The following is a 15809-nucleotide window of genomic DNA, read 5'->3' on the forward strand; positions in this document are numbered from 1 at the left end:
TCCTCCTCCAGCAGCCCGGCAAAGGCCTCCCGGAAGATAAACCAGACCGAGGTGAAGAGCGCCGCGATCACCGGCCCGAGGATGATGCCGACGGCGCCGAACAGGCCGAGCCCGCCCAGGGTCGAGATCAGCACCATCAGATCGGACATTTTCGCATCCTTGCCGACCAGCATCGGCCGCAGGATATTGTCCGAGGTCGAGACCACGACCGCGCCCCAGACCGCCAGCGCGATGCCGGCGATAGGATGGCCCGAGGCGATCAGCCAGATCGCCGAGGGGCCCCAGATCAAAGGCGGTCCGATCATCGGGATGATGGAGAGCAGGGTCGCCACCGCGGCCCAGAAGATGGCGCCGGGCACACCGGCCACGAACAGGCCGATCCCCGTCAGCGAGCCCTGTACGAGCGCAATCAGGAAGGAGCCCTTCACCGTGGCGCGAATGGTGGAGATGGCGCGCTCTGCCAGCATTTCGCGGTCTTCGCGCACCATCGGGATCAGGGCGACCGCCTGGCGGCCAGTCTCGCGCCCGGTCAGCAGGAAGAAGAACAGCGCATAGACCAGGATGAAGAAATTCAGCGTCGCGATCAGGAAGCCGCCGGTGCCGGCGCGCAGGCTCGAAACCAGCAACCGTCCGACCGAGCCGGCGAGATTGCCGATCTGGGCCGTGATGGTCGCCTGGTATTGAATGATGTCGGCGCGAAACGGCAGCCATTCCGGCAGGCTGTCGAGCCCGTTCTCCCGGATCAGCGCCACCTGTTCCTGCACCCAGGGCGTCACCATGCCCGTCACATCAATCGCCTGTTCCGCGACCACGCCGAGCAGGATCGAGGCCGGCACGACAAAGGCCAGCACCGAGCCGGCAACGAGCAGTCCGGCGGCCAGCGCCTTGCGGCCACCGAGTTTCGCGCTGAGCCAGTCCTGCGGCGTCTGCAGAAAGAGGGTCAGCACGGCGGCGAGGAAGAGCGCGGCGAGATAATCGCGGATCATCCACAGGAAGATCCAGGAGACGACCAGCGCCAGGATGATGATGAAGCCGCGCTCGAGGGCGATTTTGCGGATCGGGGTCATGGGGCGCGGTGATCCTGTGAGCGTGGGTGGTGGGCCATACTAGCGCGCCGGCGGGATTCGCCAAGGGCGGGGGCGGTGCACTCCATCGAAAACAAGACACGCTTCCCCCGGACCTGTTCCGGGGTCCGCCGGAGCGGAAATGAGCACGCACCGTCACCGAGTGCCAGGCCCCGAAATTCGCTACGCTCCTCCGGGGGAAGTGGTGTCTTAGGGAATGAGGAATGGGGGAACCGCTACCCGTAAAGCCATTCCGGCAGCCCGGTCGCCAGCCAGGGCAACAACACCACCGCGATAATCGCCAATATCTGGATCACCACAAACGGGATCGCGCCGCGATAGATGGCGGCTGTGGTCACCGATGGCGGGGCGACGCCGCGCAGGTAGAAGAGGGCGAAGCCAAACGGGGGGGTCAGGAAGCTGGTCTGGAGATTCATCGCCATCAGCACGCCGAGCCAGACCGGGTCGATCCCCATCACCAGCAGGATCGGCGCCACGATCGGCACGACGACGAAGGTGATCTCGATGAAGTCGAGGAAGAAGCCCAGAAGGAACATCACCAGCATGACGATGGCCAGGGCGCCATACTTGCCGCCGGGCACGGCGGACAGGGCGTGCTGGACCACCTCGTCGCCGCCCAGCTCGCGGAAGATCAGGGAAAACAGCGCCGCGCCGATCAGGATCACGAACACCATGGCCGAGATATTGGCGGTCGAGGCCATGACATCATCGAGCACGCCGGAGCGTTTCAGGCGCACAAGGCTGAGCGCCGCGCCGATCAGGGTGATGGCGACCAGGGCGAAGGCGAGCATGCTGGCGGCGGGGCCGAGATCGGCGACATAGAGGCGCCGTTCCGCGCCGATATTGGCGAACAGGACCAGGGCAAACAGGCCGAGCAGGGCGGCAAGTCCGGCGAAGGCGACGAGCTGGCCGGGCAGAGGATTCTTCGCGGCACCGGCATTGCGGGCGCCGGCAATGAAGGTGGCGCCGACGGCGCCGACACCGGCGGCCTCGGTCGGGGTGGCGACGCCGGTCAGGATAGAGCCGAGCACGGCGGTCATCAGCGCCAGGGGCGGCAGCAGGGCGTGCAGCAGCTGGCCCCAGTCGGTGGCGCCTTCGCTGGCCGGGGCCGCGGGGGCGTCATCGGGGCGGAAGACCGCGACGCCGATCTGGTAGAGAATATACATCCCCACCAGCATCAGGCCCGGGATCAGCGCGCCCGCGAAAAGGTCGCCGACCGAGACGATATCGGGCGAGAAAATCCCCTGCGAGCGCTGGGCTTCCTGATAGGCATTGGAGATCTGGTCGCCGAGCAGGACCAGCACGATGGAGGGCGGAATGATCTGGCCCAGCGTGCCCGAGGCGGCGATCGAGCCGGCGGCGAGCTCGGGCGAATAGCCACGTTTGAGCATGGTCGGCAGGGACAGCAGGCCCATCGTCACCACGGTGGCGCCGACAATGCCGGTCGAGGCCGCCAGCAGCGCGCCGACAATGATGACGGATATGCCCAGCCCGCCGCGCATGGTGCCAAACAGGGCCCCCATCGCTTCGAGCAATTCCTCGGCAATGCGCGATTTCTCCAGCATCACGCCCATGAAGACGAAGAGCGGAACGGCGACGAGGATGGAGCGATCGACCTCCATCAGATTGCCGTAAATGCGCTGCGGGAAGGCGCGCAAATGCACCGGGTCAAACAGGTCCAGCGCCAGGCCGAGCAGGGCAAAGCCGAGCGCGACACCGGCCAGGGTGAAGGCAACCGGATAGCCGCGCAGCAGGGCGGCAAAAGCGACCAGGAACATCAGGAAGGGCAGGAATTCGATGACGAGGCTCATCTCAGAGCTCCCCGGCACTGGCATTGGCCGGCGTAGCGGGTGCCTTGTCGCCGGCGATGGTCAGGGCGGCGCGGGCGGCCATCGAAACGCCTTGCGCGATCATCAGCACGGCGAAAAGCGGGATGGCTGTTTTCAGCGCGAAGACGAGCGGCAGGCCATCCGCCTCGCGCGAGCGTTCCAGGATGCGCCAGGTCGAATTCATATAACCGGTTGAGGTCCACAGGATCAGGATATTCATCGGGATCAGGGCGAGATAGGTGCCGATCAGATCGACCCAGGCTTTGCCGCGCGCACTCATTTTCGAATAGAAAATATCGACCCGGACATGGCCGTCACCGAGCAGGGTCGAGGCCGAGGCGAACAGGAAGAGGAAGGCGTGCATATAGATCACGCTCTCGGCCAGCTTGGTCGAGGCATAGCCGAATACATAGCGCTGGACGACCACGGTCGCGGTGGCGATCACCAGGCCCAGGGCAAACCAGCGTGCGGCGCCGCCAATGCTGGAATTAATCGTGTCGATGAGGGTGATGGCGCGGCGAAGGCCGCCGGTCAGGGCATCGGGCAGGGGCATGAAACGGCCGGCCAGCGCGGCCAGAAGCGGGATCAGCAAGAGCGGCCAGCCGATCCGGCCCAGCAGGCCCAGCACGCTGCCGGCAGCATGGGCGCTGCTCGCCAGATGTGCGGCTGACCAGGCGGCGACGCCGCCGTTCGTGAGGATGTCGACCAGGGTGAGTGCCACGACCAGGGCACTCAGGGTCAGGATGAGTCTGTCGCCCGTCCGCATAATGCCTAGCCGCCCAGCACGCGTTCGCGCTGTGCCATATAGGGCATTTCGGAGATCCGGTCCCAGCTGCGCATTGAATTGCGCGCGCCAAGATAGCTGTCATAGACGCGCCGCGTCATCGCATCGCTATTGCCGGTATCGGCGACGACCTGTTCGGAAATCGTGCCGATCCGGTCCCAGATCGCGTCGCTGAAGGCGCGCAATTCCACGCCATGCTGATTGACCAAAACATCGAGGGCGAGGGCGTTCTGATACTGGAATTCGGCCAGGCACTGATTATTCGCGGCCCAGCAGGCCTGTTGCAGGATGGCCTTGTGGTCGGCCTCCAGCCCGTTCCAGACATCCAGATTGATCCCGACCGCCAGGCTCGAGCCCGGCTCGTGGAAACCCGGTCCATAATAATAGGGCGCTTCGCGGTAGAAGCCGAAGGCGAGGTCGTTCCAGGGCCCGACCCATTCGGTCGCGTCGATGGCGCCCGATTGCAGCGCCGGATAGATCTCGCCGCCCGACAGGGTGACGGCGGCCGCGCCCAGTTCGCGCAGCACCGAGCCGCCCAGGCCCGGCATGCGCATGCGCAGGCCACGGAAGTCCTCCAGCGTATTGATCTCGCGCTTGAACCAGCCCGCCATCTGATGGCCGGAATTGCCCGCCTGGAAGGGCTTGATGTTGAACTGGGCCGAAAGCTCGTCCCACAGGGCCTGGCCGCCGCCGAATTCGACCCAGCCCATGATCTCGCTCGCCGTCATGCCCATCGGCACGGCGGTGAAGAAGTTGAAGGCCTGCGACTTGCCCTGCCAGTAATATTCGGCGCCATGATACATGTCAGCCGTGCCTTCGGAGACCGCATCGAAGGCCTCGAACGCGCTGACCAGCTCGCCGGCGGCATAGACGCGCACGTCGAGCGAGCCGCCCGAGGCGGCATTCGCGAAGGCGGCGACATTATTGGCTGCCGTGCCCAGGCCGGGGAAATTGGCCGGCCAGGTGGTGACCATGCGCAATTGCTTGACGCCGCGCAGGACAGCCGGCGCGGCCGGTCCGGATGGTTGAGTGCTGTCGCCGCAGGCGGTCGCGACCGTCGCCGCAGCGATGCTCGCACCGCTCAGGAATGTGCGTCTGTCCATGCTTGTCTCCCCCAAGAGCCCGTCAGCCGGTTTGTGGATTTTCGCCCAGGCTGTCCTCATCTTCATATTCCAGTTCGGCCTGCAGCTGCCACCCCGCCGGGGTCAGCACTTGCAGCGGCTGGAATTCTTCCTTGTAGGCCATTTTGCGGCTGCCGCGTACCCAATAGCCCAGATAGACGAAGGGCAGGCCCGCCAGTTCCGCCTGGCGGATCGCATCGAGGATCATGTAGGCGCCCAGGCTGCGGCGCGGCGCCTCCGGATCGTAGAAGCTGTAGATCATCGACACACCGTCGCGCAGAACATCGGTGAGCACAGCCGCCCGCAAATCGCCCTCGGCGTCGCGGTATTCGGTGACATGGGTGCGTTGGGCGCCATCCTCGATCATCATCACGTATTCGCTGAAGGACATTCCCGCCATATCGCCATCATGATGACGGCTGTCGAGATAACGATCGAGCAGTTCATACTGCTCCAGCGTTGCCGCGACATTGTCGGTCGAGACGCGCAAATCACTGTTGCGCGCCAGGGTTTTTCGCCAGCGCCGCTTCCAGTCGAAATGTCCGACATCAATGCGCGAGGAGCGGCAGGCATCGCATTTCTCGCAGGCGGGGCGGTAGAGCACGGCCTGGCTGCGGCGAAATCCGGCATGGGTGAGGGCGTCATTGAGCGCCGGGCCTTCGCCCAGTTCGATGCGCGTGAAGACCTTGCGCTCCATACGGTCCGGCAAATAGGGGCAGGGACCCGACGCGGTCAGGAAAAACGGAATTTGCTGGGTGGCAAACGGGTGGGTCACGTTCTCGCCTTGGGTTGATTCAAGCCAGATTTTTCAGGTCAGTTGATCCAGGTCACTGCCAGAGGCGCGCTCAAGCCCCACCGAGCGCGAAATGCAACGCAATATAGGCCGTATATCCGGCCCAAAACAAGAGGATAAGTGGCGTCCCGGCGCGCAAATAGTCGACGAAGCGGTAATGCCCGGGCCCCATCACCAGCAAATTGGTCTGATAACCGATTGGCGTCGCGAAAGAGGTATTGGCCGCCAGGAGCACGGTCATTGCGAACAGGGTCGGGTCCAGGCCCATCTGATTGGCGGCGCCGATCGCGATCGGTGTAAACAGAATGGCGGTGGCGCTGTTGGAGAGAATATTGGTCAGGATCGCAACCAGGATGAACATCGCCGACATCAAGACAACCGGGCCGAAAGGCGAGAACGCCGAGACGACGCCCAGGGCCAGCAGATCGGCGGCGCCGGTCGCTTGCATCGCGGAACCGAGCGCGATCGCGGAGCCGATCAGCAGGTAGACCCGCATGTCCACGGCCCGCGCGGCCTGGCGGGTATTAAGGCAGCCGCCGGCAATCATCGCCACGGCGCCCACGAAAGAGGCGACAGCGATGGGCATGGCACCGGTCGCGGCGAACAGGACAACGGCGCCGAAAATCACCCGCGCGATATTGGCGCGGCGCGGATCGGCGAGGGCGGTCGACGACCATTCCATGAGCAGGAGGTCGCGGTCGGCGCGCATCGAACGCATGGAATTTGAGGCGCCGAACAACAGGAGGGTGTCGCCCGCTTCCAGCCGGATCTCGCCCATGCGTGAGCGGATCATGCGGCTGCGGCGCTGGATCCCCAGCACGACACAGCCTGTGGAATGGCGAAAGCCGATCTGGGCAATGGTGCGGCCGATCAGGCGCGAGCCCGGTGCGACGACAGCCTCGGTCATTTTCAGTTGATCGCCCGGGCTGGGCTCATCGCCGGGGCCTGCGGTCTGCAGCAGACCGCGCATGAAATCGGCATTTTTCGACAGCAGGGAGGTCAGGGTCTGGCGTGTCGTTGCAACGATGACCAGATCGCCCGGGCGCAGCTCAATCTGGTCGAACGGGGGCAGGAGCGCGTGCTCGCCGCGCTGGATCATACGCACCGTCATGTCGGGCAGGTCGGTGAACATGCCGGCGACGGGCTTCTTGCCGACCAGGGGGTGATCGCTGGTCACGTCGAGCTGGGCGATGAATTGACGGCCACCGGCACCGGCCAGCTCGGCTTCCATCGAGGAATGGTCGGGCAGGAGTTTCGGGAGCACGAACATCACATAGACGACGCCGATCGCGGCCAGGAAGAGCCCCGGCGCTGTCGGTGCGAAAAAGCCGAGATGAATCCCCGATGTCGACATCAGCGAATCGGCGACCAGGAGATTCGTCGAAGAGCCGATCAGCGTCGTCATGCCCGCGAAAATACAGACATAGCTCAGCGGGATCATCAGTTTGGACGGGCTTTGCTCCATCCGCTTGGCAATGGCACCGAGGATGGGCACGAACATCACCACAACCGGCGTATTATTGATGAAGGCGCTGATCACGAAGACGAAGGCGAACATGCCCAGCAGCGTCGCCTTGGGGTATTGATCGAAGGAGTGCAGCAGGGCCTGGGTCGGGCCTTCCATGGCGCCGGTCTGGAAAATGCCCTGGCCGACAATCAATAGCGCCATGATGGTGATCAGCGCCGGATTGGCGAAGCCCGCCAGCAAGACGCTGACGGTGGGATTGTCGGTCTCAAGCGGGAAAAGATGGAAGAAGACCAGCAGGACCGCGACGATCGCTGCAGATACCATTTCGATCGCAAAGCGTTCCCAGCAATAGAAAACAATGGCGATGCACAGGCCGCCAAGTACGGCCCACATCTGCCAATCATCTACAGACGTTATTTCCGGCATATTGTTGTTTCAGGAAGCGTCGGGCCCGATCTGGCCCTGGCGGAAGGCTAGCATATGCCCGGCGTGCTTGCGAAGCCCTTTTGGTGCAAGCCGCTACCATTCGGGCGCATCGCCAGGGCCAGGGATCAGAGCTCGTGGCCGGCCGGCAGGACCGGCGCTTCGCGCAGCAGGACGATCGAGATGCGGCGATTGCCCGGCATGAATGGATCATCGGGATAGAGCGGTTCCGAGCCTGCCTTGCCGCGCACTTCATAGATACGGTCATCGCTGATGCCCGCGACCTGCATCACAGCCCGGGCCGCATTGGCGCGGTCGGCCGAGAGATTCCAATTGGTGTAATCGCCGGCCCCGACCGGGCCGGAATCGGTGTGTCCGGAGATCGAAAGCCGGTTGGGCAGGCGTTCCGCGATCGCCGCAATGGCATTGATCAGGGTAATGGCGCGCGGGTTCGGCTCGGCGGCGCCCGGCTGGAACATTGGCCGGCCTTCCTGGTCGATCAACTGGATGCGCAAGCCTTCCGGAGTGACATCCATAATCACGTGATTGGACAGTTCTGCCAGCTCCGGCATGGACTGCATGGCCTGGCGCAGCGACATGGCCGCGCTCTGGAACATCGCGTCCTCGCGGCGCTGCTGTGCCTGCGCTATCGCCGACTGGCTGACCTCCGGTTCGTCGGTGGTCTCAGCCGATGCGGCCGGCGAAGGCTGTTGGGTGTCGTCGGCATCCTGGGGCACGGTCGGCGCGAGGCGACGGACCATGGAAGCGTCACCATTGCCCTGCACGCCGTCCTCGCCCGGCGTGGTGCCGCCGAAGGGCTGGCCGGATCCGGAGGTGGAGGGGCTGACACTGGCGGGGGCGAAATAGTCGGCAATGCCACGCTTCTGGTCAGGCGTCGTGGTGTTGATCAGCCACATCAAAAGGAAGAACGCCATCATCGCGGTCACGAAATCGGCATAGGCCACCTTCCAGGCGCCACCATGGTGGCCGCCCGCAACTTTGGTGATCTTCTTGATGATGATCGGCCTGTCGTTCGCCGCCATGTCTACCCACCTTGTTTAATCTCACCCAACTCCTGTAGACCGTTAACGTTAAGCGCAGGTTTCGAGCCGGAATGCGAAGGGAAGATTTTGATTGATAGCCGCGCATTCCGCGACGCATTGGGGTGTTACCCGACAGGCGTGACCATCGTATCGACCTATGCGGGCGAGGCGGCCCTGGGCATGACCGTCAATTCCTTCGCCTCGGTCTCGCTCGACCCGCCGCTCGTGCTCTGGTCGATCGAGCGCTCGACGCATCGCTATGATTTGCTGCGCAATGCCCGTGATTACGCGATCAACATCCTCGCCCATGATCAGCGCGAAATGGCCGAGGCCTGCGCCCAGGAAGCGGATCTCGCTCTGTGCGGTGCGAGCTGGACCGGCGATGTCGCGCCCATGATTGACGGCGCCGTCGCGCGACTGGTTTGCCGCCAGCATGCCGTCCATGCCGGCGGTGATCACGACATCATCATTGGCGAGGTCATTGCCCTCGATACGCCGCGGACCGTGCCATCTCTGGTCTTCGTGCGCGGGGGTTACGGCGAGGCGGGCTGAAGCCGCAGCCGCCGGGCACCGTCGGGCATCGTCTCCGGTGTCCAGTCCGTGCGCACCTGGAAATACTCACCCCGGCCCCAAAGCGGTGCCAGATCGTCATAATGACGCGAGAGCACATTGCCCGACTGGCCGGTCGTGATCATGAAGCGCGAATTGTCCAGATCCGACAGATCATACAGCGAGCGGTAGGACGCACCGTGGGTCACGGCATAGCCGGACTGGCGGAAGGAGAAGGACGCGACATTGACCGTCGACCCGTCGCCCGGCACCGGTGTGGTGATGGTGAACCAGTCCTTCAGGATCGGAAAGCTGGAGAACGGCGTATGATCGCTGCGCGCATAATGCACATCACCCCACTGCCAGGAGGCGATGTCGCGGCCCTGTGACGCCACCGTATTGGCGATGGCATCGTCGAGCGAAGCCCCCAGCAAGTCATGGCAGGTCTCGACATCATCGGTGAGGATATTGTCGCACCAATGGCCCAGATCGCCGGTCAGGACATCCATCATGAAGACGCGGCGATCCGCGTACCAGCGATTGAATTGAGTCCCCAGTTCATCGGCATAGACGCGCCGCTGCAACTCGACCATCCAGGCTGAGTAGATCAGCGGTTCCGGCCGGTCGACGGCCATGTCGGCATCCCAGTCCTGCAACAGGGCGAGAGCGTCCTGCCCGGCCGTCGTCAGGGGTTCGGCCGTCCGCAGGACCGGCAGGATGCGCAGCGCCATGTCGGAGACCGTGTCGATCTGCAGCGCCTGCAGGCTGTCGAGATCATGGCGCGGCTGCGCTTCGATGCCGTGATAAATCCGCCGGATGCGGCTGACGCCATACCATTCATTGGTCAGATAATAGGGGTATTCGTCCGGCACGATCATATTGTTGGCGGTGGCGATGAAGCCGCGCTCGGGATTGCGGGTATGGGGCAGGGCATCGAAGGGGATGGTCGAGACCCAGTCGCCGGCCGCATCGCGGACCGGAATCCGGGCCGGGGCATAGAAGCCGATATCGCCATCGCTGGCGGCAAACACCATGCTCTGTTGCGGCGCGACGAAACTGCGGACCGCGTCCACGAAATCATCCCAGCCGCGGCCGCCGGAAATCGCCATGCCGACGCCGGGCGTGCCGTCATCAGGCTCGTCGAGCATCCATTGCAGGGCGAAAAACTCGGCACCATCAGGCAGGGCGTAGTCGAAATGTTCGGGGTCGAGCACCGGGCCGGTCGCGGTTTCGCGGCGCGTAATGGTGACGTCATCTGCGAAGCGCACCCGGATCACTTCCTCGCGGGTCCCGGTGACATCGGCCCCGGTCGCTGGATGCAAATCACCCACATCGGGGCCGGTATTGGTGAAGCCCCAGGCGATATGGTCATTGCGGCCCAGTGTTACGAAGGGCGTGCCGGGCAGGGTGGCACCCACGGTGGAGCCTTGCGGCGTGGTCACGCGGGCCAGATACCAGATATCCGGCGCCCGCAGGCCCAGATGCGGGTCATTGGCCAGGATGGGCGCGCCCGTCGTGGTGCGGCTGGCGGCCAGAACCCAGTTATTGGATCCATCGCGGCCGGGATCTTCCGGACCGATGGCGGGCGGCGGGCTTGCGACCGTGGCAGGTACGGGCGCATCGGTCAGGCCGAGATCGGCCATGCTCAGTGAGCGCGGCGCGTCGGCGGGATAGCGGCCGATGAATTCCTCGGTGCGCTCGGCGCCGAGCGCAGCTTCGAGCGCGGTCCGGGCCGGCTCCTGGAAGGCATTGCCGAACAGGTCGAGCGCAATCGCCTTGAAGACGGTGACGGTATCGGCCGGGGTCCAGGGCTCCGGTGCGACCATCAGGATCTGGTATTCCGGCGGGGCGACATAGCCCGGCGCGGTGATGACGGCGTTGACGCCATCGCTATAGGCGTCCAGGGCGGCTTGCACGTCGGCGGGCAGATTGCCGATGGTTTCCTCGGCAATACTGGCCAGCCCCATGGTCCGGAAGAAAATGTCTGTATCCAGCGCGTCTGGCCCGAGAAATTCGGCGAGCCGGCCGCGAATCGCGCGGCGGGTTATCTCCATCTGCCACATCCGGTCCTGGGCGTGGGCCGTGCCGAGGGCGAAATAGGCGTCGTGGGAATTGCTGGCGAAAATATGGGGCACGCCATGGCGGTCGCGCACGATGTCGGCGGGCGCGTCCAGTCCCGCCAGTTCAAGCGTCCCGCTGGTCTGTGGCAGGGAGGCGTAGAGGCGGTTGGCGAAGACGAGCGCGAAAACAGTTATCGCCGCGACAAGAAGGCCGACGGTGATGCCGCCGATGCGCAATACGGATTTGATCATGATGACTTGCTCCCCTGTGCGCGGGAGACTAGCAAGGGGATAGTTGAATTGGGAGTGGTCAATGGCACGGTGCGCATTTTTGGGTCTTGGTGTGATGGGATTTCCGATGGCGGGCCATCTGGCGAAGGCCGGACATGAGGTTCGCGTCTGGAACCGGACAGCCGCCAAGGCGGATGCCTGGGAGAGCCGCCATGCAGGCCAGGCCGCAGCGACGCCCCAGGCGGCAGTGGACGGCGCGGATTTCGTCTTTTTCTGCCTGGGCGATGATCCCGATGTGCGCATTGTCGCTGACCAGGTCATCCCGGCCATGCAGGGCGGCGCCATCCTTGTGGACCACACAACTGCCTCCGCCGAGCTGGCGCGCGAGCTTGATGCGCAGGCGCGCGCCGCCGGCATCGGCTTTGTCGATGCGCCGGTCTCGGGTGGCCAGGCCGGTGCCGAGAATGGGCAATTGACCATTATGTGCGGTGGCAGTGAGGCTGATTTCGCCCGCGTTGAACCGGTGATGGACGCCTATGCCAAGGCGGCCTCGCTGATCGGCCCGGCCGGTTCGGGACAATTGGCCAAGATGGTCAATCAGATCTGCATTGCCGGCATCGTCCAGGGCTTGTCGGAAGGCCTCAATTTCGCAAAGCGTGCCGGTCTCGACCCGGCCAAGGTGATCGGTGCGATCTCGAAAGGGGCGGCCCAGTCCTGGCAGATGGAAAACCGCTGGGAGACCATGATTGCCGGCAAGTTCGATTATGGATTTGCGGTCGACTGGATGCGCAAGGATTTGCGCATCACGCTGGATGAAGCCAGCCGCAATGGCGCCGAACTTCCGGTCACCGGCATGGTCGATCAGTTCTACTCCGAGATTCAGGATGCGGGCGGCAGTCGCTGGGACACATCGAGCCTGATCTTCCGCCTCGATATCCCAGGGAAGGGCTGACGCCATGCGTCTGTTTGAACTCAGCATGGATGATGGCGACAGGGTCGGGCCTGTGCATCAGGCCGTGCTCGCGACTAATCCGCTCGATTGCAGTCTGACCGATGCCGATAGCGGCGGACGGCGGCTGATGCGTATGGTGTTCAATGAAGGCGACGGTCAGAAGGCCCTCGACACGATATCCACCATGCTGGAGCATCAGGAGGGCTGGCGCCTCGTGGTGTTGCCGGTCGAGGCCAGCCTGCCGAAGCTCGAGGCCGAGCCCGATCCCGAGGTGAAGAAGAAAATCCGCACGGTCGCGCTGCGTGAGGAAATCTATCAGGACATCCAGGCCGGCACCAAGCTCGATCGCGACTTCCTGATCCTGACCACGCTCTCTACCATTGTGGTCGTGTTCGGCCTTGCCGCTGACAATGTCGCCGCCGTGATAGGCGCGATGGTGATCGCGCCGCTGCTGGGACCGATCCTGGCCTTCGCACTTGGCTCGGCGCTGGGTGATTTCGCTTTGATGACCAAGGCAACGCGCACGGCGCTCTCCGGCCTTTTCCTCGGCATGGCGATCTCGGTCGTGATCGGCCTCGTCTTCGACGTCAATCTCGGCTCGGCCGAACTGACCAATCGCACGATTGTCGGACTCGATTCCACAGCGCTGGCGCTGGCTTCCGGGGCTGCCGCGGCGCTGTCCATCGTGGCCGGCCTGCCATCGACCCTGGTGGGCGTCATGGTCGCCGTCGCGCTGCTGCCGCCAGCGGCCTCGACCGGCCTGTTTGCCGGCTCCGGTGAGTGGGCGCTCGCCGGCCGCGCGGGCCTCCTGCTGATGATCAATATCGTCAGCGTCAATCTGGCGGCCCTGCTGGTCTTCTTCTTCAAGGGCGTGCGGCCGCGCACCTGGCTGGAACGCCGCTCGGCCAAGCGCTCGGTCTATATCAATGCCGCCGTCTGGGCGGTGCTGATCGTGGCGCTGACTGCGGTGGCGGTATATCTGACGGTGCCTGGCGTGCCGGAAGTGCCGGGAGTGCCGCGATCATGAAAGTCGACGAAATGACACCATCAAGCAAGGCGGGCAAAAACGGGTTGATCCGGACCGATCCGGTCGTCATGGGTGTCTGGGAGCGGTTGACCAAAGGGTTCGCGATCTGGCGCCTGCTCGTATTGGCAGGTTTCACCCGTCGCGGCCTGCACCAGTTCGCCAATGACCATTTCACCCCGCTCAACCAGGCGGGGCATTGGAAGATCGGCCTCGGACTTCTGGGCGGACTGGATGATGCCCAGATCGATTTCCTCAAAACCTATGCCGAGCTGAATGCCAGCAGGGTCGAGCGGGCATTCAGGACCTATGCCCTGATTCTGGTCACGCTGCCGGTTGGTGCGACCATCGGTATCAATGAGGTTGATCCCGGCATCTGGGATCGGCTGGGCCTCAGCCAGATCGAGTCGGTTCTTGTTATTCTCAGCCTGTGGGCCGTCTCGGCCGGTATCTTGATGGCCGCCGCCTGGCGCGCGCGGGATCTGGCCGATCTGCTGGTCTTCGAGCAGGCCCGGCGACAGCTCGCCCGTGCCCGCCAGGCGTCGTCCGCATGAATGTCGGCACCGTCTTTCTGATTCTCGACTTCGCCGGCATCGGCTTTTTTGCCTTTTCCGGTGGCATGCTGGCGGCGCGCAAATCGCTCGATCCCTTTGGCGCGGCCATTCTGGGCGCCGTGGCCGGGATGGGCGGGGGTACGCTGCGTGACGTGCTGCTGGGCGAGCTGCCGGTCTACTGGATTGTCGAGCCGAAATATCTCTGGATCGCGCTGGGCGGTGCCTTGTTGGGTTATTTCCTGGCCCCGGGCGCACAATGGCTGGCGACGCGCCGTATCGTCCTGATCTGGGCTGATGCGGTCGGGCTGGCGGTGTTTTGTGTCCTCGGCGCCCGCGCGGGCCTGGATGCCGGAGCGCACTGGACGATTGCATTGCTGACCGGGGTCATGAGCGCCGCCTTTGGCGGGCTGCTGCGCGATATCATCGTCAATGATGTGCCGCTGGTCCTGCGCGAGGATATCTATGCGCTCGCAGCCCTGGCCGGTGCTGCTGCCTATGTCGCCGGCATGGCGCTTGGTCTCGACCCGAGCTGGGTCACGATCGGTGCGGCTGTGCTCGCCTTCGTGCTGCGCGGCTGCGCCATCCAGTTCAAATGGTCCCTGCCGGCGATCATGCTCGGCGATCAATCGCCCTGACGGAAAAAGACCCGGCGCCGCCTGTGGGCGAGGCCGGGTCCATCAGCCTAGTCCTTGCGCTGCTTGGTCATGCGCACCATCGCGATCCCGTAATCGGGATCGGTGAAGGCCTCCTGCATCACCCAGCCATGCTTGGCGTAGAAATCGACCGCTTGCCGGTTATCCCGGAAGCTCTCGAGGCTGATCTCCTCATGATCAGCGAACAGGATGGTCTCTGCCTCCGCCAACAGGATCGAACCGACGCCGCTGCGATGGTGATCGATGGTCACCATCATCAGATCGACGGCATTGCCGCGCAGGGCGCAGGCACCGATCACCTCGCCATCAGCCACGGCGACGCGGGTGAAGGCATTGCGCTCGGCATAGTAGTGCGGCACCGCCCCTGAGGCGATATAACCCTCGACCATATCGGCGCCGATCACGTCGGGATATTTGACCCGGATCGTCTTGTAGGAGAGGGCAGTGAGAGGCTCGACATCGTCCGGCGTGGCGGGACGAAGCTGGATATTTTGTGTGTTTTTCAATGGTCTGTTCCTGAAATAGAAAAGCGATCCGCGCCGGCATGGCCAGGCGGAATGGGGTTTTCAAACCAGCCCGCTGCATCAGCGGGCTGTATCAGGACTCAAGAAGGCGGCGCATAAACGCTCCAGTTGGTTGAGCCGGCAGGGTTAAACAGGGCGGGCAATCCGGTCAAGTAGGACGCCAACGAAAAGAGCCCCGGATCGAAATCCGGGGCTCTCTTCTGGTCGGGTTCTGATTGGGCCGGCTTCTATTCGCTCGACATGCCCGGGATCATGCGTTCGGCGGTCGCCATGACGATCACCATCAGCGATGCGGCGGAAAGCACGGCGCCGTAATTGCTGAAGATCGCGGTGAGATAGGTGCCGACCGCCGGAATCGAGCCCAGTGCCGAGGCGCCGCCGACGGCGAGGAAAATGGCGGCGAGGATGACGGCCCGGCGATGATCGCCCTTGATGAAGAAGCCGCAGGCGAGGCCGAGAATGGCCAGGATCAGGCCGGCCATTTCAAGACTGACGAAGGCGAAGGCAATTGCGACGAGGGCCGAGACGGCCCAGATGATTTTGTCCAGTGACATGAGTGTCTCCCCAGGGTGTTTATTGGAAAACTACGCACTTGAACCACAACATAGCCGCGACGTTACGCCCGATACTGGTCCGGGTGCAAGCATAAACGGGCAAGATGTTGTGGAATGCTACAAGTTGATCGCAATATCTGGGGTATGACCTTTGGGTCAGCC

15 protein-coding genes are annotated in these 15809 nt (G+C 63.9%); 5 read left to right on the plus strand and 10 right to left on the minus strand.

What is annotated here, in order from left to right; genetic code table 11:
• From AAC023_RS10535 to AAC023_RS10565, 7 genes are all read right to left on the minus strand, one after another.
• Positions 1-1067, minus strand: a 1067-nt coding sequence (locus AAC023_RS10535; RefSeq protein WP_339740974.1) for an AI-2E family transporter, incomplete at its 3' end; no start/stop codon positions are given.
• 233 nt (positions 1068-1300) lie between these two features.
• Positions 1301-2896 carry a TRAP transporter large permease subunit gene (locus AAC023_RS10540; RefSeq protein ID WP_339740976.1) on the minus strand — a complete coding sequence of 532 codons (1596 nt, stop codon included), beginning with the start codon at positions 2894-2896 and terminating at the stop codon, positions 1301-1303.
• Between the two features lies 1 nt (position 2897).
• On the minus strand, positions 2898-3680 hold the full coding sequence (locus tag AAC023_RS10545; RefSeq protein WP_339740979.1) for a TRAP transporter small permease subunit: 783 nt from the start codon (positions 3678-3680) through the stop codon (positions 2898-2900).
• Between the two features lie 5 nt (positions 3681-3685).
• Positions 3686-4801, minus strand: a complete 1116-nt coding sequence (locus tag AAC023_RS10550; protein ID WP_339740982.1) for a TRAP transporter substrate-binding protein — start codon at positions 4799-4801, stop codon at positions 3686-3688.
• 22 nt (positions 4802-4823) lie between these two features.
• Positions 4824-5594 (minus strand): arginyltransferase, encoded by a 771-nt coding sequence (locus tag AAC023_RS10555; protein ID WP_339740984.1) that lies wholly within the window; start codon positions 5592-5594, stop codon positions 4824-4826.
• 70 nt (positions 5595-5664) lie between these two features.
• Complete coding sequence (locus AAC023_RS10560) at positions 5665-7473, minus strand: SLC13 family permease (protein ID WP_339740986.1); 1809 nt, start codon at positions 7471-7473, stop codon at positions 5665-5667.
• A gap of 158 nt (positions 7474-7631) precedes the next feature.
• Positions 7632-8546 carry a flagellar motor protein MotB gene (locus AAC023_RS10565; RefSeq protein ID WP_339740988.1) on the minus strand — a complete coding sequence of 305 codons (915 nt, stop codon included), beginning with the start codon at positions 8544-8546 and terminating at the stop codon, positions 7632-7634.
• A gap of 138 nt (positions 8547-8684) precedes the next feature.
• Between AAC023_RS10565 and AAC023_RS10570 the strand changes: the two genes are divergently transcribed.
• A complete protein-coding gene (locus AAC023_RS10570) occupies positions 8685-9098 on the plus strand; it encodes a flavin reductase family protein (RefSeq protein ID WP_339740990.1) in 414 nt (137 codons plus the stop codon).
• Here AAC023_RS10570 and AAC023_RS10575 read toward each other — a convergent pair.
• Entirely contained in the window at positions 9080-11407 is a 2328-nt protein-coding gene (locus AAC023_RS10575; protein ID WP_339740992.1) for a penicillin acylase family protein, read from the minus strand. The genes AAC023_RS10570 and AAC023_RS10575 overlap by 19 nt on opposite strands.
• 61 nt (positions 11408-11468) lie before the next feature.
• On the opposite strand from AAC023_RS10575, the gene AAC023_RS10580 reads away from it, so the two are divergent.
• Genes AAC023_RS10580 through AAC023_RS10595 form a run of 4 tightly spaced genes read left to right on the plus strand, consistent with a single transcriptional unit; the run spans position 11469 to position 14551 of the window.
• Entirely contained in the window at positions 11469-12338 is an 870-nt protein-coding gene (locus AAC023_RS10580; protein ID WP_339740994.1) for an NAD(P)-dependent oxidoreductase, read from the plus strand.
• A 4-nt stretch (positions 12339-12342) separates the two neighbouring features.
• On the plus strand, positions 12343-13365 hold the full coding sequence (locus AAC023_RS10585; RefSeq protein WP_339740996.1) for a TIGR00341 family protein: 1023 nt from the start codon (positions 12343-12345) through the stop codon (positions 13363-13365).
• The gene (locus AAC023_RS10590) at positions 13362-13916 is read left to right on the plus strand and encodes a hypothetical protein (RefSeq protein WP_339740999.1); all 555 of its coding nucleotides are present in this window, start codon (positions 13362-13364) and stop codon (positions 13914-13916) included. The genes AAC023_RS10585 and AAC023_RS10590 overlap by 4 nt, the downstream gene beginning before the upstream one ends.
• Entirely contained in the window at positions 13913-14551 is a 639-nt protein-coding gene (locus tag AAC023_RS10595) for a trimeric intracellular cation channel family protein (protein WP_339741001.1), read from the plus strand. Before AAC023_RS10590 ends, AAC023_RS10595 begins: the two co-directional genes overlap by 4 nt.
• A 47-nt stretch (positions 14552-14598) precedes the next feature.
• Here the strand turns inward: AAC023_RS10595 and AAC023_RS10600 are convergent, their stop codons facing one another.
• Both AAC023_RS10600 and AAC023_RS10605 read right to left on the minus strand, forming a co-directional pair.
• The gene (locus AAC023_RS10600; RefSeq protein ID WP_339741003.1) at positions 14599-15075 is read right to left on the minus strand and encodes a GNAT family N-acetyltransferase; all 477 of its coding nucleotides are present in this window, start codon (positions 15073-15075) and stop codon (positions 14599-14601) included.
• A 245-nt stretch (positions 15076-15320) separates the two neighbouring features.
• Entirely contained in the window at positions 15321-15647 is a 327-nt protein-coding gene (locus AAC023_RS10605) for a hypothetical protein (RefSeq protein WP_339741005.1), read from the minus strand.
• Positions 15648-15809: the final 162 nt, after the last annotated feature.

Origin of the sequence: uncultured Maricaulis sp., assembly GCF_963976135.1 — a bacterium.
GTDB lineage: Bacteria > Pseudomonadota > Alphaproteobacteria > Caulobacterales > Maricaulaceae > Maricaulis.

Excerpts from the sequence above, each read along its gene's own strand:
- AAC023_RS10550 (WP_339740982.1), bottom strand. The coding sequence starts at position 4,801 with ATGGACAGACGCACATTCCTGAGCGGTGCGAGCATCGCTGCGGCGACG.
- AAC023_RS10565 (WP_339740988.1), bottom strand. The coding sequence starts at position 8,546 with ATGGCGGCGAACGACAGGCCGATCATCATCAAGAAGATCACCAAAGTT.
- AAC023_RS10595 (WP_339741001.1), top strand. The coding sequence starts at position 13,913 with ATGAATGTCGGCACCGTCTTTCTGATTCTCGACTTCGCCGGCATCGGC.
- AAC023_RS10585 (WP_339740996.1), top strand. The coding sequence starts at position 12,343 with ATGCGTCTGTTTGAACTCAGCATGGATGATGGCGACAGGGTCGGGCCT.
- AAC023_RS10590 (WP_339740999.1), top strand. The coding sequence starts at position 13,362 with ATGAAAGTCGACGAAATGACACCATCAAGCAAGGCGGGCAAAAACGGG.
- AAC023_RS10605 (WP_339741005.1), bottom strand. The coding sequence starts at position 15,647 with ATGTCACTGGACAAAATCATCTGGGCCGTCTCGGCCCTCGTCGCAATT.
- AAC023_RS10560 (WP_339740986.1), bottom strand. The coding sequence starts at position 7,473 with ATGTGGGCCGTACTTGGCGGCCTGTGCATCGCCATTGTTTTCTATTGC.
- AAC023_RS10580 (WP_339740994.1), top strand. The coding sequence starts at position 11,469 with ATGGCACGGTGCGCATTTTTGGGTCTTGGTGTGATGGGATTTCCGATG.
- AAC023_RS10545 (WP_339740979.1), bottom strand. The coding sequence starts at position 3,680 with ATGCGGACGGGCGACAGACTCATCCTGACCCTGAGTGCCCTGGTCGTG.
- AAC023_RS10575 (WP_339740992.1), bottom strand. The coding sequence starts at position 11,407 with ATGATCAAATCCGTATTGCGCATCGGCGGCATCACCGTCGGCCTTCTT.
- AAC023_RS10540 (WP_339740976.1), bottom strand. The coding sequence starts at position 2,896 with ATGAGCCTCGTCATCGAATTCCTGCCCTTCCTGATGTTCCTGGTCGCT.